We start from the raw sequence: 20,140 nt of genomic DNA on the forward strand, positions 1-20,140 counted from the left end.
AATTTACACCTCTAATTATTTCAAAGTAATTAACATTTAAAGACGACTATTGTTTTAAATTATTATAATACCAAGAAACAGCCGCCTTTAGACCTTCTTGAATTGAAAATTGAGGTTGATACCCTAATAATTTTTTAGCTTTCTCAATGCTGGCCAAAGAATGAGGGATATCCCCAGCTCTATTGGGGCCATGTATCACTTCAACATTCCGTATTTTAGTATCAAAAGCAGATAAATTCTCTTTCAATAGGTTTACCAATTGAGTTAGAGTAGTTCTATCTCCATAAGCAGTATTGTAAACTGTGTTAATTGCCTCTGGATTTTGAGTAGTCATAGCCAACTCATTCATTTGAATCACATTATCAATATAAGTAAAATCACGAGAATAATTACCATCCCCATTAATCACTGGACTTTCGTAATTCATAAATTGCATAACAAACTTTGGGATTACAGCAGCATAAGCTCCATTAGGATCTTGTTTCCTTCCAAATACATTAAAATACCTTAACCCAATGGTTTCCAACCCATAGGTCTTACTAAAAATATCAGCGTACAATTCGTTAGCATATTTAGTTATAGCATAAGGAGAAAGTGGTTTCCCTATTACATCCTCTACTTTTGGCAAGCCTACAGAGTCCCCATAAGTGGAAGAGCTTGCCGCATATACAAAACGTTTAACTTTAGCGTCACGTGAAGCGCTAAGCATATTTAAAAAACCCGAAACATTTACATCGTTAGTTGTAATAGGATCATTAATAGAACGAGGCACAGATCCCAATGCAGCTTGATGCAAAACATAATCAACCCCATCTACAGCCCTCCGACAATCTGTTAAATTCCGTATATCACCTTCCAACAAGGTGAAATTTGAGTTATCTATAAATGCAGCTAAATTATACCGGTGTCCGGTGGCGAAATTATCCAAACAAACTACTTGATAATTTTTATCTAAAAAATATTCACATAAATTAGAACCAATAAATCCTGCCCCGCCAGTAATCAATATTTTCATGAATTATATATTTTTCATTATTCTTTTTACGATCAAACCCACCACTGTCAAAAACCCCGCTAAAAATCCGCCTAAAACAATGCCTTTAGCCTTTCCAAACTTCTCTTTCTTCAAAGGCAAAATCGGCCTGTCAATCACCTGAATCAAAGGAGTCTCTTTACGCAACGTTACTTTGGCCAATTCCGATTGCTTGACCAACTCGGTTAATATGGCGGTGTTAGCCTGCACATCCACCTGTCTGCGGGCAGAAGGTGCACGACGCACATTAAGCGCAGGATTCAACATAAAGGTATTGTCATTGGCAACAGCCACTCCGGTAATGGCGCCATTCAATTCGCCACGTATAGAATCGGTTTGTCGTTCCAGTATATCCATATTCTCTCGCGCTTTCTTGCTTTTTGTAGTGACATAAAAATCAGACACTTCTTTAACTAAAGCTTCCGTAAAATACTTGGAAAACAATTCATTAGTAGCATTCACATCGATAGTTATAATCGCTATTTTTTTGTCTTTTTGTCCTACTGTCAATCCGGTTTTAGACAAATTTTGGTACATAACGCCCAAGATACTGTCATGTACTCTCGTAAAATACTTGCGTTTGGTATCGGGTAAAAACTGGATAGCCTTAAATTTCGGTTTATCGTTCCATTGGTCTCTCCATCCACTATTCTGAATATACATCTCTGCCAAAGAAATAGTCTTTCCATCGACAACAACTGGGCTCAACAAAGTTTGTTCCACCATAGCACGGGACTTGAACAACTCCGTCAAATTGGAGCCGGTAAAGATACTGCCTCCGCCGCCGCCCAAATCCAATCCAAACGAACTCGCCAAACCTAAAGCACCTCCCAATCCTCCACCACTTTTTTCGTCTTCTAGCGCAAAAGATAGTGTCGCGGTATATACTGGTTTTTTACTAAAAGAATAGGCCAAGCCCAAACCTGCCCCCATGATTCCTGCTAGAAATATAATTTTCCACTGCGACAGCAAATAGGCATACCATTCCCTTCCTTTTTCCAGTAATTCTTTTAACGAAATTTCGTCGTTAGTATTTTGTTCGTTCATTTTTATCAAGATTTTACGCTTGTATTTAGTTTAGCATTGAGGCATTCTATTTAAAAAACGGTTATTGATAATATTCTGCTGACTGTTTTGAAGAACTGCAAACTGATCACTGAATACTGGCCACTGAACACTATTACCTAATAAGTGCTATTACAATCCCTGCCAAACTCGCCAACACTCCAGCTATACTGACAAACTCTCCCGTACTCATTTTTTTAACTTCAGGTTTTTCAGGCACTATAATTTGAGAACCTGGTTTCACTTTGGGATAGGATCTAATAAACAGGAATGAACTGGCTACTGCTGCTTTACCATTGGGATAAATAATATAGGCTTTTCTTTTCCAACCCTTGTTATCTACTCCACCAACAGCATTTAAATAATAACCAAATGACTTCCCTTTTTCGTAAGGAATCTCAGAAGTTAATAATACATTCCCTGTCACTTTAACGCCTTCATTGAAAGTCGCCACTTCAATTTCATCTCCGGGAAACAAAGTCACGTTGGTGTTGCTATTTTGATTTTTGACAATGGCTTTCCAATCTACAGGTATAATGGCAAATTTCAAATCTTCCTTCAACTTTTTGGTCAATTTCTTTTGGAGGCTGTCTTTCTTGCCCAAATTCAAATCTACGCTCTCTACCGCTTCAATTTGTTTCGCTTGAATAGGTCTTTTGATTTTAACGCCTTCTACATTCGCCAAAGAAGTCAATCCTCCAGCCCGTTGTACTACATCATATATTTTGTCTTTCTTATGAGCCAACACATATTTACCCGCATAATGCACCGCTCCGTTCACAGTTACCATTTCTGGCTTGTCATACACCGCCATCTTACGGATATTAACCACATCAAATGGTTGCAATTCAAAGTTTTTTAATTGCTCATTATTATTGGCAGTAATTTCGATATTAAACAATTCCGCTTTATTAGAGTTCGCATCATCAATTTCTTCTGATTGAATCATTCGTGCCACTTCTACTCTTTTGGAAGCTGAACCCGTTAATCCGCCAGCCTGTACCAATAAATCATTTAACGTCAGATTTTCATGATAATCATAAACTCCGGGCTTTTTAATTTCGCCGTCAATCGTTATTTTATACTCTTCTACAAAATCTAAGATAGAATAAACGGTTACGATGTCTTCTTTTTTCAAACCAATATCAGCTTCTAAATCCCCTTCTAAGGCTTTAGCTAAATTAACGTTGACGATCTCCGTAGTCAAATCCGGTTTCAATCGAATAATTCTGGCTCTGTTACTATAAGCGTCTTCTTTTAATCCATCCGCTTTTGCAATCAAATCAGAGATGCGCATGCCTTCATAAAAAGAATAAGTATCCGGTCTAAAAACGGCACCGTCAATTTTGATGCGATTTTCGAAACGGTTTAAAATTTTAGATACTCTAAACACATCACCTGAAAGTGGTTTATAAGAATTAAATTCCGTCGATTTTATGTCTCGTACTTTAAATTCCTTATCCGTTTTTTGTAATACATTCACAGATGCAGTATAAGCAAACTCATTAAATCCGGAAGCAAATGACAATAAATCGGTAAAGGTCTCTCCCTTTTTCATCTCAAAAATACCCGGACGCTTAACCTGTCCCTCAAGGGTCACTCTCTGATTATAGGCTGGAATCCGAATAACATCATTGTCTTTCAGCCCAACATTATCAGATTGATCTCCATTGACTAAAAAATTATAAATATCTACTTTAGTAAACACTTTGTTATTTCGAATCAATTCAATATTTCTATAACTGCCATTTTTTCCTGGTCCACCGCCTAAAAACAACGCATTATAAACCGTTGCCAAAGAAGAAATAGAATAGTTTCCAGGTTGCTTACTGCCTATCAAAGTTACTTTAATCGTTCTGATGCGAGTCAGATTAACACTTACCTGTGATTGCCCTGATCGTACGGTGCTATAAACACCGGCGATAGCATTTCTGATTTTTTGGGTTGCAGCCTCGATAGTCATTCCGGAAACAGCTATTTGACCCACATATTGAATCGTTACTTTTCCTTCAACACTCACTGGAATACTGGCATTAAATTCCTGAACGCCATAAACGCTTACCTGCAATTCATCACCAGGTCCTAAAATGTAATTCACAGGTGTGGCTAATTTCAGATTAGGCTCGAAATTTAAGGTTGGATTATCAAACAGTTCTGAACCAAAAACCAACGCATTAATCGAATCCTTAACTTTAGTATTGACAATCTTTTCCTGTTTTCTTCCAGATTCCTTCTCTAATCCTTTATCTTCATCGTCACGATCCTTTTTAACCACATCGGTTTTGGTCGCTGGCATCGCAAGGCGCTCCTTTAATTTTGCAAATTCGCTGGCAGACATTCCTTTTGCCAAAGCCATAGGTTCCGCCTGCTCAATAGTCACATTATTAGTTTGCAACTGTGCTTTTATTTTTGCAATATCACTATCCGATAAATAATCTACTTTTAACGTACTTAAATCAGTGCTTTTTAACAAATCTTGCGCCAACAAAGTGGAGGACTGAAAAAGTGCTATAAACAATAAAGTGACTGTAATTATTTTTCTCATATCTATTCTAAAATTTAAATTCTTCAAATCTACAATCTGTTAGTCCTATTGTAGTGCAACGTATGACTATATGGTAATAAAAACAGCAACAGCTCCAATGGCTTCGCCTTGCTAAGTCCCCATTGGGCTTTACCAGATTTTCTTTTCGACAGCAAATTTAGTTTAAAAGATTTAACCCACTATTTATTAAACGAAAAAAATCGCCTAAGATATATTTCATCCTATTCTTACAAAATATTAAAAACCAACCCATTAAATAAGCGGGTAATTTTACAAAAAATTAAAATTTTAAATTAACGTGTTTTTCGCCCTTTTTTATCCTCTTTAAGACACATTATATAATTTTGATTTTGAAATCAGACTTAACCTTCCCTTCTCGCTGTCATCTTATGCTTGCCGAAGGACACTCTCACTAAATCCCTTTTATGTCCGCAGTAAAACGAAAACTATACCCACAAAATTCGAAGAATCGAATCCTGAAAGGTTTGATTTTGAAATCAGGCTTAACCTTCCCTTCTCACTTTTCACTGTCATACTAAGCTTGTCGAAGGACAAAACTCTCTTCTCACCATTCACTATTCACTAATTTCAATCCAACAAATTTGGATTTTCTCTCTCTAACTCATTGTACACATTTTTGACATCCTGAGAATTATCTTTCTGAAGAATTAAATTAGCAGTATCCGTATGTACAAAAATAGTATTCTTAAGACCTACAAAAGCAGTATAATTAGTAGTCCCAATCACCATATTCCCTTTTTTATCAACCGGATGCCCCGTAGAGACCAAGTAATCATAAACAGATTCAAAAGAACCCAAATCAGACCAAGCAAATTTAGAGGACACTACTTTTATTTTTTTACTTCGTTCCATAACAGCATAGTCAATACTGATAGAGGGAATTTCAAGCGATAATGCTAAATCTAAATTCCCATTGACAGCAGCATCCCATACTATTTTTGACTTTTCATAAACCTCCGGTGCAAAAATTTTTAACTCCTCCAAAAAAACACCCGCTTTAAAACAAAACATACCACTATTCCATAGAAAATTTCCTTTCGCTATAAAATCTCGAGCAGAAACCTGGTTTGGTTTTTCACGAAAAGAAATCACGTCATCTCCTTTGCGCTCAATATAACCATATCCCGTTTCCGGTTTAGTGGGAATAATACCAAAAGTAACAATGTATCCTTGAGATGCTTTTACTACTGCTTCATGAATCGCAGTTTCATATGCTGCCATGTCGTCAATAATATGATCCGATGGTGTTACGATTAAAATAGCATCCGGATCAGAAGCAAAAGCGGCAAAAGCAATAGCAGCAGCCGTATTTCTGGGAGTGGATTCAACGATGTCTATGTAAGAAGTATTCGTTTTTTCTAGAACTTTTTTACTAAGGTGACAATTATCAATATTCCCTACCACCATAACGGTGTCAGCTATAGTACGGTTACGATCCACTGTCATTTCAAACAAAGACTTTCCACCAAATAAGTCAAGATATTGTTTAGGCTTGCTTTTTCGGGATAGCGGCCACAATCGGCTCCCTACTCCGCCAGTAAGAATGACATGTGTAATTGAAGGCTTATTTTCCATGTTTTATTCGTTATTCGTTATCCGATAATCGTTGGTCGTTGGTCGAAAAACGAAACCCGACCATTATAATCTTCCATCAACTGCATCACCCAAAACCCCTTTTACATCATACAACAAACTAATAGTATTTTGTAATATGGATAAATCTAAATCTAAAAATTGGTGGTGGGCAACACCTAACACTACGGCATCAAATTTCTGAGTCGGAACTAAATTTGTTGTAACTAAATTATATTCTTTTTGTACTTCCGATGGATTCGCTAAAGGATCGTAAGTCGTCACTGTAATTCCATAATCCGTTAAAGCGGCTATTACATCCACAATTTTTGTATTGCGAACATCTGGACAATTTTCTTTAAAAGTAATGCCAAGCATTAACACTGTAGCGCCATTAACCGAAATTCCTTTTTTAATCATTAGCTTGACTACTTGAGAAGCTACATATTCGCCCATACTGTCATTCAATCGCCTTCCGGCTAATATAATTTCAGGATGATAACCAAACTCTTGCGCTCGTTGAGCCAAATAATAAGGATCCACACCAATGCAATGACCTCCAACTAAACCGGGTTTAAATGGTAGAAAATTCCATTTGGTCCCTGCTGCTTCTAAAACGGCTTGCGTATCGATATTCATCAAATTGAATATCTTAGCCAACTCATTTACAAAAGCAATATTGATGTCGCGTTGAGAGTTTTCAATTACTTTGGCAGCTTCAGCTACCTTGATAGACGGTGCCAAGTGTGTCCCGGCAGTAATAACCGACTGATATAATTTATTTACTTTATGTCCAATTTCGAAAGTGGAACCTGAAGTGATTTTTAAAATTTTTTCTACGGTATGTTCTTTATCTCCAGGATTAATTCTTTCAGGAGAATAACCCGCAAAAAAATCTACATTAAATTTTAATCCTGAAACGCATTCTAAAACAGGCACACATTCTTCCTCGGTTACTCCTGGATAAACAGTAGATTCATAAATAACGATATCCCCTTTTTTTAAAACGCTTCCAACCGTTTCACTAGACCTATATAAAGGTGTTAAATCTGGGCGATTATTTTTATCAACTGGAGTGGGAACCGTTACGATGTAATAATTACAATCCGCAATGTCTTTAACATCAGTAGTGCAGTATAAACCAATAGCATTACTTGGTTGCTCCAATAGCACTTTTTGCAACGTAATATCATCTACTTCAAATGTAGTATCAGTACCTGATTTTAAGGAGTTAACCCTGGACTGATTGATATCAAATCCAACAACAGTATGTTTGGTTGCAAACAATCTTGCCAATGGCAAACCTACATAACCCAAACCAACTACAGCTATTTTTGTATTAGAATCCATTTTTTTAACAATTATAATTAACTATCGTTAACTTTATTATACTGCTTCGCAATTCATACTCACAAAAATGAGCCGAAACCAGAATAATTTAAGAGGGCAAATATAAGTACAATATGCCGATTTTTCATCTATTATTTACCCTTCGAAATACTACGATGCTTTCACAAAAAGCAAACAAAAACATAAACAACTAAAGACCAGCAATAAACATTTTAAAAACTGATTAAACCGCCAAAAAAAATCACCCAAATTGGTGACAAAAAAAACATGAAAAAGTGGTTTCAAATTAACCTTTATAGACCAGTGACGCACCATGAGATTTAAGTGTCAGAAATGCCTCAATTCCATTTTAAAAACATGAAATCAGAAGGCAATTGCAAAAAATTTATCCCTGTATTTTGGACATATAGGAACAAACCTGTAATCAAGTTAATATAGCAATTGCCATTAATTTCAGATTCTATTCAGGGATTTAGCGAAAGCTTGTCATCTAATGCCGGATTTATTTTAAAAAGTATTGGCAGCATAATATAATTTAGGTTTTTACAAAAAAATTCAAAATCAAGATACAGAAAGGTATCTCATATAACCCATTTAAATAATCCTCTTATACTTATTATTTTATTTAAGTTTCATTTTCAAGACACAACCCAACGATTCCAAAACCAGTACATAATGGGTATTAGTAACCTCTTGGACAATTGCTTTTTGAGTTGAAAATGGTCCGGAATCCAATTGTATAGCATCTCCAACTTGTACTGATGCCACCGAAATCCCCGAAGTATCCGAAGTTGTAAGCCACTTTTTTATAACACTGATCTCTTCATCACGAACTACAGCTGGTTTTCCCAACCAAAATAAATAACGCACCACCCCTACTGACTGAAACACTGCATTCCTTTCAGAATCTGGTAATTGTACGAAAACATAGGAATTAAAAAGAGGCACTTCCACTTTTTTCTTTCTGTCAGACCATTGTCTCACTTGTGTAATCAAAGGGCAATAACACTCTATTCCGTTGCTTTTTAATTGTTCTGCAACTTTTTTCTCCCACTTGGGCTTTGTATAAACTACATACCAATTCATCTTGTATTTTGTATTGTACTAAAATTAGTTTTCAGCGTCAGGATTGAGAATAAACTTCTAAACCTGAATACGCCTGTGCTTCATTCCTTAGTAACGCTGTAACCTTTTCTCTTTGTTCTTTTGCCTCTTTCTAACGTTGTTGCTTTGTTGTTACTTTGCATCCTATTATTTATGAGCCTATAGCTTGATATACAAACCCAATAGCTTTTAATTCCGATGCATTCAGCAGGTTTCTCCCGTCAAAAACAAAAGCAGGCTTTTGCATGGAGTCATATATTTTTTGCCAATCGAAATTTATAAATTCATCCCATTCCGTAAGCACAGCTATAGCATGTGCATTCTGACAGGCTTCATAAGGAGTATCAAATGAACTAACACTAGTAGCATTATTTGAAGCAGCTCTGGTTTCTAAATAATTTAAATCGGCTATGATTTTTTTATGTGATACTTTAGGATCGTAAACAGCAATTTTTGCATGTTCATTTATTAAATCATCAGCAACATAAATAGCCGCAGATTCTCTAGTGTCATTGGTATCTTTCTTGAAAGCCCAACCTAAAAATGTAATTTTTTTATCGGCAACTGTATTATAAAGTGTTTGAACTATATTGTTAGAAAAACGTCTTTTCTGATGATCATTCATGATGATGACTTGTTCCCAATAATCAGCTACTTCATTCAGTCCATATGATTTTGCGATATAAACCAAATTCAAAATATCTTTTTGAAAACACGAACCTCCAAATCCAACGGAAGCTTTCAAGAATTTTGATCCTATCCTGCTATCCATTCCTATGGCTTTTGCCACTTCATTTATATCTGCACCCGTTTTTTCACATAGCTCAGACATTGCATTTATCGATGAAATTCGTTGTGCCAAAAATGCATTAGCAGTCAGCTTTGATAGCTCTGAAGACCAAACATTAGTGGTTAATATTTTGTCTGCAGCTACCCAATTTGAATACACAGCTACAAGAGCCTGAATCGCTTTTTGTCCTTCGTCAGAAGAATCGCCTCCAATTAATATCCTATCAGGGTTCAATAAATCTTGAACAGCAGTTCCTTCAGCTAAAAACTCTGGGTTAGAAAGAATTTGAAACTGAACGCCATTACCTGTATTATCTAAAATACTTTTAATCGCTTCAGCAGTTCTAACTGGAAGTGTCGATTTTTCAACTACAATTTTGTTGTCTTTAGCTACTCTGGCAATTTGTCTCGCACACAATTCAATATATTTCAAATCAGCCGCCATACCCTTTCCTTTTCCATAGGTTTTCGTAGGCGTATTAACAGATATAAATATAATTTGAGCTTCGTCTATTGCTTTTTCTACGTTGGTAGAAAAAAACAAGTTTCTCCCTCTCGCTTCGGCAACAATTTCGCTTAAACCTGGTTCATAAATGGGTATATTATCTACATTTTGATCATTCCACGCAGTAATTCGTTCTTCATTTAAGTCTACTACCGTAACTTGTATTTGTGGGCATTTTTGAGCAATAACTGCCATTGTCGGTCCCCCAACATATCCTGCTCCTATGCAACAAATTTTTGTGATTTTCATTCTTTTATTATTTTCCAATATCTATTTCCCTCTAACTACTCACTTCTAACTATTCACTTTTCACGCAAGTTTTCCCAATACCATCCAACTGCTTCTTTCAATCCTTCTTGCATCGAATATTTTGGATTATAACCCAATAGCAATTTGGCTTTCTCAATACTTGCCAAAGAATGTGGAATATCACCTGCTCTATTAGGGCCATATTCTACTTTAACTGTAGCAATTTTTTCATCATATTCCGCTAAAAATTCCTTTAAATAATCAACTAGATTATTCAATGTATTTCTGTCCCCATAGGCAGTATTGTAAACCGTATTTATAGCTTCTGGATTTTTTGTCAGCATGGCCAACTCATTCATTTGAATTACATTATCAATGTAAGTAAAATCACGGGAATAGTTCCCGTCACCATTTATTTTAGGACTTTCTAGTTGCATCAATTGCATTACAAATTTGGGAATGACCGCTGCATATGCTCCGTTAGGATCTTGCTTTCGACCAAAAACATTAAAATAACGCAACCCGATTGTCTCTAAACCATAAGTTCTGCTAAAGATTTCAGCATATAGCTCATTTACATATTTTGTTATAGCATAAGGAGACAGCGGTTTTCCAATTACGGCTTCAACTTTAAGTAAAGCTTCCGAATCCCCATACGTGGAAGAACTTGCCGCATATATGAATCGTTTTACTTTTGCATCTCTTGAGGCAATCAGCATATTTAAAAACCCGGAAACGTTTACGTCATTCGTAGTAACAGGGTCATTAATAGACCTTGGCACTGAGCCCAAAGCTGCCTGATGTAAAACATAATCTACTCCTAGCACTGCATTTTGACATTCTGTTGCATTACGAATGTCACCTTCTATCAAACTAAAATTCGGATGATTTATAAAGTCTTTTAAATTATGTCTGTAGCCTGTTGCAAAATTATCCAAACAAACGACCTTATAGCCTTTAGACAAAAAATATTCACAAAGATTAGAACCTATAAATCCCGCACCTCCTGTAATTAAAACGGACCTTTTTGTTTCTACTTCCATCTGTCTTTATTTTAAAACAATCAATTACTTCGTATGTTTTTTCAAAATATTTTGCGCTATTCTTTGATAAATACTTTTAGGCCTACCCTCTTCATAATATCCATTTGCATACGTACCATAGCCGTATCCATAACCGTACCCATAACCAGTACCATATTTTGCTTTATTCTCTAAACCATTTAAAACAATACTGGCATTATTCAACTCTCCGCGTTTCACTCTGTGGTTTAACAGCGTAATCATATCTTTTTTAGTAAAATTCTGTCTTACTATATATAAGGTAACATCGCAATATTGTGCTAACTCCAAAGCATCTGATACCAAACCTACTGGTGGCGTGTCCAGAATAATATAATCGTACTTTTTCTTTAACTCTCCTATCAACTCTCCCATTCCTTCACTCATAATCATTTCAGATGGATTAGGCGGAACTGGTCCTGACAAAATAACGTCTAGAAAAGGTATGTGTGTATGATTTATGATTTCGTCAATCGTTTTTTGCTTTATCAGATAATTGACTACCCCAACTTCATTCGATAAATTAAATTCAGCCGACAGTTTTGGTTTTCTTAAATCCAGACCTATAACTACTGTTTTTTTCTCACTAAGTGCAAATACCGTAGCGATGTTTATGGAACAAAATGTTTTTCCCTCTCCACTTACAGAAGATGTTATCATCAACGTCTTTGCTCCAGCTACATGTTGTTGCTTATATAAAAACTGAAGAGAAGAACGAATGGCTCTAAAGGATTCTGATAAAGCTGATTTTGGTTTGTCAAAAACAGCTAAATTGGTATTCTCTTTATTAACCCCAACAATACCTATTAAAGGAATTTTTGTCATCTTACTAATGTCCTCTGTGTTCTGAATCGAATTATTGATAAAGAAAACGGCAAATACAAAAACCAATGGAAAAAGTAATCCCAGAAATAAAGCCAATACATAATTAACTGATGTTTTTGGCCCTATAAGCCCTGCGCCAACATCCTTAGCTGGATCTATAAAATGAACATCTGATAAATTTGCCGCTTTAACAATATCGGCTTCGCTCCTTTTTTGAAGAAAGGTGCTATAAATATTATCGCTTAAATCGTATTTCCTTTTGATTTTAATGAGCTCTTGTTGATCCTCCGGAAGTTGCTTTATAGTACTTTCAGTCTCACTTATTTTGCTGCTCACCATAGCTAAATCATACTGAAGTGAGGCCTTTGCTGTTGCTATATTTTCTAACAGAACATTTTTGACCGCTTCCATTTGATTGTCAAAATCCTTAAATATTTTATCACTTTTTACAGCATAAGCCATTTCTGATCTTTGAGTAGATAGCGCTATCAGTTTCGAAACATTCACTACAATATTTGGATCTTCAATTCCTGCAACCGAAGGTGCGGGAAGTTTAGCATAGTTTACACTGTTTTTTAAATATGATTTCAAAGAATTATAATATGCCATTTTACGATTAACTTCGTCTTTCTTAACATCAAATTCTAAAATCTTATCCGAAAACTTGGCTCCACCTTCTTCTATATCATAGATATTTTTATCTTTTCTAAATGACTTCAGCTCATTTCCTGTCTCTTTTAATTGAGCTTCCATAGTAACCAATGTACTGTCTATGAACGCTATTGTATTAGTCGCAAACTGGTTTTTACTATCTAATTGTCTTTTGATAAGCATTTTAACAGTTGCGTTCAAGTACTCAACCATTCTTGCTTTGTTAGTTCCTTGCATACCTAAGGTAATTATGGAACCACTTTTATCATCCGACCTTACGTTTATTCCTTTATATCCCGATACCGTTCCGTTAAAATCGTTAAACTGTACAAAGTATTCGTTTCCTTTATAGAAACCTGGATTTTCATTTATTTGCAACTTCCAATTTAAAAAAGGCAAAGAAACCTTTTCGCCAACCTTATATCTTTTTACAAAATCTCCTGTTTCTACTGCTGTATTACTGTATGAATTATCAGAATACGTAATTATAGAAGCATTTTGGTTCTCAAACGGAATTCTGATTTCATATGTATTTTCACTTATAAACTTAATTCCTATTAAGGTTCCTGCTAATTGTCCTTTTGATTTATCAATATTGACATAAAAAGGAACTGATCCATAAGCATCTACCAAATTATATTTCCCCTGAACTAAGTAATTAATATAATATTGCAATTTATCCACAACCAGTTCGTTATGAGATCTGGACTGCAAAGTCGTTGAGATTGTCTGAACTTGATCTGAAGTACCTCCCCAATTAAATACTAAACTGGTATTTGAGGTAAAAAGCGGATTGCTTTCTTCTTTTACGGAAATAAGTGTTTCCATACCGTAAATTTTTTCTTTACGGATATTCACCTGATAAGCAATCGTGAAAGTGATTAACAGACTTATTAAAAACCACTTCCAATAACTTCCGATTTTTATTAAGAATCCCTTAAAGTCAAAGCTTACTTGGTTTTCAAAAATCGAAAAATCTTTTATATCTAACATTTTTTGAACGCTGTATTAATTTTTTAATAGTAAAAAAGTAGTTGTAGCTAAAGATAACAATGTAATGATTGTTCCCAAAGATTCTATTCCTGTTTTTCCGGTTCCCCAAGTTTTTTGCTTAAGTGGTTTTACATAAATATAATCATTTGGTTGTAAATAAAAATAAGGTGACTTCATCACATTTATATCCGTAAGATCTAAATCCTGCATTTGAACTCCAGTTGGCGTTTTTCGCATAATTGTAACTGCTTTTCTATCCCCAGTAATAGTAATATCTCCAGCATTAGCAATAGCTTCCATAATAGTTACCTGTTCTTGAAATAAAGTTTTAGTTCCCATGCTCCCAATTTCTCCATTAATAACATATCTAAAACCTGCTAATTTAACAGTTACAAAAATATTAGCCTCCTTATTAAAATACTCTGCTAACAATTGCTTTTCAACTCTAATTCTAATTTCATCCAGTGTGTACCCAATAACATTTAATTCGCCCAAAACCGGAATCCTTATATTACCATGATCATCAACCGTAAAACCGTCAAAATACAATCCCGATTCTGATTTACCTACTGCAACTCCTTCACTGGAAGTACTAAAAATAGCAACTAATTTTGGATCAATTGCTTTTATGGTAATACTCAAAACGTCATTAGTTTGCAACCTGTATGGTTTTGATTCAACTGCCGTAATCATAGTTTCACCATCTGAATTATTTTTTTTCTGAAGGTAAATTAAATCTTGGGTTGGAATACAAGAAGAAAACAACACGCTAATAACTAATAACAAATAGAGTACAGACTTGCTCATTTTCAATATTTTTAACGACAAATATAGCTTTTCATTTACTATTTAAAAAGCATCACTATTTATTAAATGGATTAATTATTTTTAAACGACTTTTCAAAAGGCACTCTTTGCAAAATACTTCTTCCCAAGGTAACTTCATCCGCATATTCGAGTTCATCTCCTACTGAAATCCCTCTTGCAATTGTTGATATAATTATTTCACAATCGGCGATTTGTTTATAAATGTAAAAATTAGTGGTATCTCCTTCCATTGTGGAGCTTAACGCAAAAATTATTTCATTTACACTACCTGATTTTACTTTCTCGACTAATGTAGTAATATTTAACTGACTAGGTCCAACTCCGTCAATAGGAGAAATTTTACCTCCAAGAACATGATAAACCCCTCTAAACTGACCCGTATTTTCAATTGCCATGACATCGCGAATATCCTCAACAATACAAATGATTTGATGATTTCTGCTCTGATTCGCACAAATTTCACACAGTATACTATCCGAAATATTATGACAGCTATTGCAATATTTAATATCCTCACGCATAGCAACCAATGCCTGTGATAAAAAACCTGTTTGTTCTTTGGGCTGTTTTAATAAATGCAACACTAATCGCAATGCTGTTCGCTTACCAATTCCTGGCAATTGAGACATTTCATTCACTGCTTTTTCTATAAGTTTTGAAGAAAATTCCATAAATGCAAATGTAGCAATTTGTTTATTTGTTTAATCGGTTATTTGCTGAATCGATTTTATGATTTGGTACATTTTCAAATAACCGAATTAACAATTAAACCATTAAACAAAAAATCGTATTTTGGTCTCTTTAAACTCAAAAAATGACTCCCAGCACCATTCTAATACTTATAATCGTTTATTTCGGAATTTTATTTTACATCTCTCATGCTGTAAGTAAAAAAGACAGTGGAAATGATGCTTTTTTTAAAGCAAATAAAAATTCCAAATGGTACTTAGTTGCTTTTGGAATGATTGGAACGGCACTTTCCGGAGTGACTTTTATTTCAGTCCCGGGGGAAGTTGGCTCTCCAAACGGAGAACAATTCAAGTATTTTCAGTTTGTTCTAGGTAATGCCATTGGCTTCGTCATTATTGCAAAAGTGTTGCTGCCGCTATATTATCGGATGAACCTAACTTCAATTTATGGTTATATTGAACACCGATTAGGAATTTATTCCTATAAAACTGCCGCAACCATTTTCCTGATTAGCAGAACAATCGGGTCTGCTTTCAGACTCTATCTTGTTGTGATTGTTTTACAACGATTCGTTTTTGACTTTTACGGAATCCCATTTGCCGTTACGGTTCTAATTTCGCTGGCTTTGATATTTGCGTATACGTATCGGGGCGGGTTAAAAACCATTATTATCACTGATACTTTACAAACCTTTTTCTTAGTTTCTTCAGTCTTTTTAACGATTTTCTTTATTTGCAGAAGTTTAAATTTGAATATTTTTGAAGCTTTTGAAGAAGTAAAAAACAGTAATTATTCTAAAGTATTCTTCTTCGAAGATTTTGTATCCAATAAATTCCATTTTGTGAAACAAATTCTGGGTGGAATTTTTGTTACCATTGCCATGGTAGGTTTGGATCAGGATTTAATGCAGAAAAACCTGAGTTGCAAAAACATTGGCGAAGCTCAAAAAAACATGTTTACGTTCACCGGAATTTTTGTCCTTATCAATATCTTTTTCCTCAGCGTGGGTGCTTTACTTTACATTTACGCCAATAAAAACGGGATAGAAGTTCCAACGGATTTAATTACCGGAAAACCCAGAACTGATTTACTTTTCCCTGAAATTGCCTTCAATCACTTAACACTAATTCCGTCAATTATTTTCTTGTTGGGATTGACAGCGGCTACATTTGCCACAACGGATTCCGCCTTAACAGCGTTAACGACTTCGTTTTGTGTAGATTTTTTAGGAATGGATAAAGCCGAGAATTTAAATAAACCAAATGTAGTACGAACTAGGCATTTTGTTCATATTACCTTTTCATTTCTAATGTTTTTGGTCATTATTTTCTTCAATGCTATTAATGACAATTCTGTAGTTGGAATGATTTTTAGGGTCGCATCCTATACGTATGGCCCCCTTTTGGGATTGTATTGTTTTGGATTGTTTGTAAAATCAAAAACAGTCAAAGACAAATTTGTTCCAATTATATGCTTATTATCTCCGGCTGTGACTTACTTTATCAGCGAAAATTCTAAAACATTATTCTTTGGATATGTTTTCGATAACGAACTGATAATCGTAAACGGACTAATCACTTTTCTTGGATTGCTGTTGATTAGCAAAAATGCCACATCTGGAACACGATTTTAGTTTTAGCCCAGATGGCAGCGGCATCCTTTTCTTGTTCCGTTTTTTAACGGAACAAGAAAAGATATAGCGAACAGCTGGAACTAGCTCCAAAAAAAACTAATATTGATTTGTTGCCAACATAACCAGTGTACAAGCTATCTCGACTTTGATGTCATTTAATTTCAACAATTGATAGAACTCCGGATTCTCAGTACCTGGATTGAAAATAACACGTTTTGGCTGTGCCTCAACGATATAATTATAGTAGTCACGCTGACGCAAAGGATTTAGGTAAAGTGTAACCGTATCGATATTTTTTAACGGAATAGCTTTAGTCTGGATTTTTATTCCAGCTACTTCTCCTGCGTTTTGACCGATAGCCAGAACAGAATGCCCTTTATAAACCAATTTTTCAATCGCTAAAAAAGAATATCTGGCTGGTTTTGTAGAAGCTCCAAGAACTAACGTTTTTTTATTTTTTATCATTTTCTGTAATTATATTTTGCAAAAGTAATGAAAAAGGTCCATGAGTTCAGCAATTATTAGGTTTAGTTATAAAAGTAAGAAAAAACATTGCCCTAACATTAAAAAGTAAAAAAAGAGTATTTTTACAATCTTAAAAACAAAATATGGATCTATTTATTTATCTGTTTGTCGCACTTTTTTCGGTATTGAATCCTATTGGTACCGTTCCTATTTTCGTAGGACTTACACAAAATGACACCAAAAAGGAACGTTCCCGAATTTCTTTATGGACGGCGATAAATGTATTTATTATTCTTATCGTCTCGTTTTTTATAGGTCAATATGTTTTGATCTTTTTTGGAATTAGTATCGATGCACTAAGAATTGCTGGTGGAATTATCATTGTGAGTTCTGGATTTTCCTTGCTTTCAGGAAAGTTTAACAAAAAGAGAGGAATCAATAAAAAAGCAGAAACTGACGCACAAAAAAGGAATGATATTGCCTTGACCCCACTCGCAATTCCTATGCTTGCTGGACCTGGCTCTATTTCTTTACTTATTGCGTTTTATCAGGAACACAATACAACTATGGAGATAATTATTTCTTCAATTGCTATTCTTGCCATTGCGGTTGCAATTTTTATCATCCTTAGAAGTGCCCATTATTTGGCAAAAATACTTGGAGCATCTGGAATTGTAGCCATATCAAGAATTGTAGGTTTCATTGTAATTGCGATAGGAATACAATATATCGTAAGTGCAATTATCAATATTATAAAGGGGAATTTGACCTAAATTAAAGCCATAAAAAAACCGGATAAGATTCAAAATCTTATCCGGTTTTTTTTTAATTTCTTGGCAAGAAAATTTCAGCCATCATACATCTGGCACTTCCTCCACCACAAGCTTCTATAGTATCCAAACTTGAGCTTAAAATTTCAGCATGTTTTTCCAATTGCTCAATTTGTTTTGGAGTCAAACTTTGATGTGCTGCTGCACTCATAACCAAATATCTTTTATCATTTGCTCCACGAACTTCAAGCATATTACCTGCAAAATTGTTCATCTGGGCTTCGGTGATTAAAATGACTTCTTTACCGTTTTCTTTTAGATTCTCCAGAACCATTTTGCGTTCTTTTTTATCATCGATACAATCTGCACAAATGACTGCAAAAGTTTCTCCCAAGCACATCATCACATTGGTATGATAAATCAGTTTTCGTTCGGAATCAACAGTTTGAAAAGCTTCAAAAATCACTGGTGCATAATCAAAATCCTCACAGAATTCTATAAATAATTCTTCATCAGCTCTGGGTGACAAAGCGCAATACGCTTTTGCGTTAGCTCTATCCAAGAGTAAACTTCCCGTTCCTTCTAAGAAAAATCCATCTTCTTCAGCCGATGTATAATCAACAATGTTTTTAATCACAAAACCTTTATCTTCCAAGATATCCAAAATATCTTCGCGACGTTCCTCACGGCGATTTTCTGCAAACATTGGATATAAAGCTACATCACCATTCTCATGAAAAGAAATCCAGTTGTTCGGAAAAATACTGTCCGGTGTATCTGGATTCAACGTATCATCAACAACAGTAACATCAACACCAACTGCTGTTAGTTTTTCGACAAAATCATCAAATTCTTGTTGCGCTTTGGCATTTACGGTTGCAGGCAAAAGTCCGTCTATTACTTTTTGATAATAATTATTAACTGCCGTTTGCTCGTTCATTCTAAACGCAACCGGGCGAATCATCATTATGAAATTTGTTGTTTGTTTCATGTTTTTTTATTTTTATTATTGTAGAGACGCACTGTAGAGATGCACTGCAGTGCTCCTCTACAGTGCGTCTCTACGAATTAATCTCTAATTAAAGGTAAGGTAGTACATCGTAATAATCCTTCTTGTTTTGCGATTTCTGCGTATGGAATTTCTTCAACCACAAAACCGTTTGCGCGCAACCAATTGTTAAGTCTTGTGAAGTTTCTTTCTGAAACGACAACATTAGTATCAATAGAAAAAATATTAGAATTCATATTATACATTTCTTCTCTGGTAATATGAAATAGATTTTCTTTTCCAAAAAGATTCACCAAAAACAAATAATCTGCTTCTTCACGGAATCCTCTTTTATATATAATTCCTTTATCATTCCCAACAGGTTGAAAACAACAGTCTAAATGCAATGCGTTATCACGAGCTTCAATTTTAGATTTTACCAAATCAAATTCTTTAACAATTTTGTTTGGGAATAAGTCTTTAATGTATTGAACTCCTTGCACATTTGTTCGTGCAGTAATATAATCCTTATAATCACTTCCTTTATAGGTTCCAATGAAAATATACTCCTTCCACAACATGACATCTCCACCTTCTATATGAACTTCCTCAGGAGGACGAACTACTTTTTTAGGATCTATTTGGTCAATTATATATTGAATAGCATCTAATTCTCGCTCTCTGTCTGGCAAAATATTCGATTTTACAAAAATATCATCAATCACAAAACCAATGTCTCTTGTAAATATCTGATTGTAATTTTCAATCATTTCCGGGCGATAAACCGTCACGTTATATTTTTTCAATACGGTGTTAAATGCTTCCATTTCATTCACCATGTCTTGCTCCAGCGGATAGGTACCTGCTAAAATATGTTCTAATGATTTTGGATCATAGGCTTCTTCAGCCTTTGGCGTAGGTCCATTATTAACTGCTGAACCCAGAACTACTGCTCTAAGCCTCGAAGTTTCATTCTTTACATTTAATTCTAACATGTATTTTT

At 34.9% G+C, this 20,140-nt stretch carries 16 protein-coding genes; 2 read left to right on the forward strand and 14 right to left on the reverse strand.

What is annotated here, in order from left to right; all coding sequences use genetic code 11:
- Positions 1-46: 46 nt before the first annotated feature.
- From E0I61_RS08335 to recR, 11 genes are all read right to left on the reverse strand, one after another.
- Positions 47-1,015, reverse strand: a complete 969-nt coding sequence (locus tag E0I61_RS08335; protein ID WP_132070670.1) for an SDR family oxidoreductase — start codon at positions 1,013-1,015, stop codon at positions 47-49.
- Positions 1,016-1,018: 3 nt separating this feature from the next.
- Complete coding sequence (locus E0I61_RS08340; protein ID WP_132070672.1) at positions 1,019-2,080, reverse strand: Wzz/FepE/Etk N-terminal domain-containing protein; 1,062 nt, start codon at positions 2,078-2,080, stop codon at positions 1,019-1,021.
- A 133-nt stretch (positions 2,081-2,213) separates the two neighbouring features.
- Entirely contained in the window at positions 2,214-4,643 is a 2,430-nt protein-coding gene (locus tag E0I61_RS08345; protein WP_132070674.1) for an SLBB domain-containing protein, read from the reverse strand.
- A 588-nt stretch (positions 4,644-5,231) separates the two neighbouring features.
- Positions 5,232-6,239, reverse strand: a complete 1,008-nt coding sequence (locus E0I61_RS08350) for a mannose-1-phosphate guanylyltransferase (RefSeq protein WP_132070676.1) — start codon at positions 6,237-6,239, stop codon at positions 5,232-5,234.
- Positions 6,240-6,302: 63 nt separating this feature from the next.
- Complete coding sequence (locus E0I61_RS08355; RefSeq protein ID WP_132070678.1) at positions 6,303-7,586, reverse strand: nucleotide sugar dehydrogenase; 1,284 nt, start codon at positions 7,584-7,586, stop codon at positions 6,303-6,305.
- A 621-nt stretch (positions 7,587-8,207) separates the two neighbouring features.
- Complete coding sequence (locus E0I61_RS08360; protein ID WP_131995762.1) at positions 8,208-8,672, reverse strand: UpxY family transcription antiterminator; 465 nt, start codon at positions 8,670-8,672, stop codon at positions 8,208-8,210.
- 169 nt (positions 8,673-8,841) lie between these two features.
- A complete protein-coding gene (locus E0I61_RS08365; protein WP_132070680.1) occupies positions 8,842-10,233 on the reverse strand; it encodes a UDP-glucose 6-dehydrogenase in 1,392 nt (463 codons plus the stop codon).
- Between the two features lie 53 nt (positions 10,234-10,286).
- On the reverse strand, positions 10,287-11,276 hold the full coding sequence (locus E0I61_RS08370) for an SDR family oxidoreductase (protein ID WP_132070682.1): 990 nt from the start codon (positions 11,274-11,276) through the stop codon (positions 10,287-10,289).
- A 24-nt stretch (positions 11,277-11,300) separates the two neighbouring features.
- Positions 11,301-13,763 carry a polysaccharide biosynthesis tyrosine autokinase gene (locus E0I61_RS08375; RefSeq protein ID WP_132070684.1) on the reverse strand — a complete coding sequence of 821 codons (2,463 nt, stop codon included), beginning with the start codon at positions 13,761-13,763 and terminating at the stop codon, positions 11,301-11,303.
- A gap of 15 nt (positions 13,764-13,778) precedes the next feature.
- The gene (locus E0I61_RS08380; protein WP_131995771.1) at positions 13,779-14,570 is read right to left on the reverse strand and encodes a polysaccharide biosynthesis/export family protein; all 792 of its coding nucleotides are present in this window, start codon (positions 14,568-14,570) and stop codon (positions 13,779-13,781) included.
- A 71-nt stretch (positions 14,571-14,641) separates the two neighbouring features.
- The gene (recR, locus tag E0I61_RS08385; protein WP_131995774.1) at positions 14,642-15,262 is read right to left on the reverse strand and encodes a recombination mediator RecR; all 621 of its coding nucleotides are present in this window, start codon (positions 15,260-15,262) and stop codon (positions 14,642-14,644) included.
- Positions 15,263-15,405: 143 nt separating this feature from the next.
- On the opposite strand from recR, the gene E0I61_RS08390 reads away from it, so the two are divergent.
- Positions 15,406-16,914 carry a sodium:solute symporter gene (locus E0I61_RS08390; RefSeq protein ID WP_132070686.1) on the forward strand — a complete coding sequence of 503 codons (1,509 nt, stop codon included), beginning with the start codon at positions 15,406-15,408 and terminating at the stop codon, positions 16,912-16,914.
- 96 nt (positions 16,915-17,010) lie between these two features.
- Here E0I61_RS08390 and E0I61_RS08395 read toward each other — a convergent pair whose 3' ends face one another.
- Positions 17,011-17,376 carry a CoA-binding protein gene (locus E0I61_RS08395; protein ID WP_131996090.1) on the reverse strand — a complete coding sequence of 122 codons (366 nt, stop codon included), beginning with the start codon at positions 17,374-17,376 and terminating at the stop codon, positions 17,011-17,013.
- A gap of 146 nt (positions 17,377-17,522) precedes the next feature.
- Here E0I61_RS08395 and E0I61_RS08400 point away from each other — a divergent pair, with 146 nt between their 5' ends.
- On the forward strand, positions 17,523-18,152 hold the full coding sequence (locus E0I61_RS08400; RefSeq protein WP_131995780.1) for a MarC family NAAT transporter: 630 nt from the start codon (positions 17,523-17,525) through the stop codon (positions 18,150-18,152).
- Positions 18,153-18,204: 52 nt separating this feature from the next.
- Here the strand turns inward: E0I61_RS08400 and ctlX are convergent, their stop codons facing one another.
- Together ctlX and E0I61_RS08410 are read right to left on the reverse strand one after the other, a co-directional pair.
- Positions 18,205-19,140, reverse strand: a complete 936-nt coding sequence (gene ctlX, locus E0I61_RS08405; protein ID WP_132070688.1) for a citrulline utilization hydrolase CtlX — start codon at positions 19,138-19,140, stop codon at positions 18,205-18,207.
- A 77-nt stretch (positions 19,141-19,217) separates the two neighbouring features.
- On the reverse strand, positions 19,218-20,132 hold the full coding sequence (locus tag E0I61_RS08410; protein WP_132070691.1) for a dimethylarginine dimethylaminohydrolase family protein: 915 nt from the start codon (positions 20,130-20,132) through the stop codon (positions 19,218-19,220).
- Positions 20,133-20,140: the final 8 nt, after the last annotated feature.

Origin of the sequence: Flavobacterium ranwuense, assembly GCF_004349315.1 — a bacterium.
Taxonomy (GTDB): domain Bacteria; phylum Bacteroidota; class Bacteroidia; order Flavobacteriales; family Flavobacteriaceae; genus Flavobacterium; species Flavobacterium ranwuense.

What these genes read in the sequence shown, in the direction of transcription:
- E0I61_RS08335 (WP_132070670.1), bottom strand. Translation starts at nt 1,015, where the DNA reads ATGAAAATATTGATTACTGGCGGGGCAGGATTTATTGGTTCTAATTTA.
- E0I61_RS08340 (WP_132070672.1), bottom strand. Translation starts at nt 2,080, where the DNA reads ATGAACGAACAAAATACTAACGACGAAATTTCGTTAAAAGAATTACTG.
- E0I61_RS08345 (WP_132070674.1), bottom strand. Translation starts at nt 4,643, where the DNA reads ATGAGAAAAATAATTACAGTCACTTTATTGTTTATAGCACTTTTTCAG.
- E0I61_RS08350 (WP_132070676.1), bottom strand. Translation starts at nt 6,239, where the DNA reads ATGGAAAATAAGCCTTCAATTACACATGTCATTCTTACTGGCGGAGTA.
- E0I61_RS08355 (WP_132070678.1), bottom strand. Translation starts at nt 7,586, where the DNA reads ATGGATTCTAATACAAAAATAGCTGTAGTTGGTTTGGGTTATGTAGGT.
- E0I61_RS08360 (WP_131995762.1), bottom strand. Translation starts at nt 8,672, where the DNA reads ATGAATTGGTATGTAGTTTATACAAAGCCCAAGTGGGAGAAAAAAGTT.
- E0I61_RS08365 (WP_132070680.1), bottom strand. Translation starts at nt 10,233, where the DNA reads ATGAAAATCACAAAAATTTGTTGCATAGGAGCAGGATATGTTGGGGGA.
- E0I61_RS08370 (WP_132070682.1), bottom strand. Translation starts at nt 11,276, where the DNA reads ATGGAAGTAGAAACAAAAAGGTCCGTTTTAATTACAGGAGGTGCGGGA.
- E0I61_RS08375 (WP_132070684.1), bottom strand. Translation starts at nt 13,763, where the DNA reads ATGTTAGATATAAAAGATTTTTCGATTTTTGAAAACCAAGTAAGCTTT.
- E0I61_RS08380 (WP_131995771.1), bottom strand. Translation starts at nt 14,570, where the DNA reads ATGAGCAAGTCTGTACTCTATTTGTTATTAGTTATTAGCGTGTTGTTT.
- recR (WP_131995774.1), bottom strand. Translation starts at nt 15,262, where the DNA reads ATGGAATTTTCTTCAAAACTTATAGAAAAAGCAGTGAATGAAATGTCT.
- E0I61_RS08390 (WP_132070686.1), top strand. Translation starts at nt 15,406, where the DNA reads ATGACTCCCAGCACCATTCTAATACTTATAATCGTTTATTTCGGAATT.
- E0I61_RS08400 (WP_131995780.1), top strand. Translation starts at nt 17,523, where the DNA reads ATGGATCTATTTATTTATCTGTTTGTCGCACTTTTTTCGGTATTGAAT.
- ctlX (WP_132070688.1), bottom strand. Translation starts at nt 19,140, where the DNA reads ATGAAACAAACAACAAATTTCATAATGATGATTCGCCCGGTTGCGTTT.
- E0I61_RS08410 (WP_132070691.1), bottom strand. Translation starts at nt 20,132, where the DNA reads ATGTTAGAATTAAATGTAAAGAATGAAACTTCGAGGCTTAGAGCAGTA.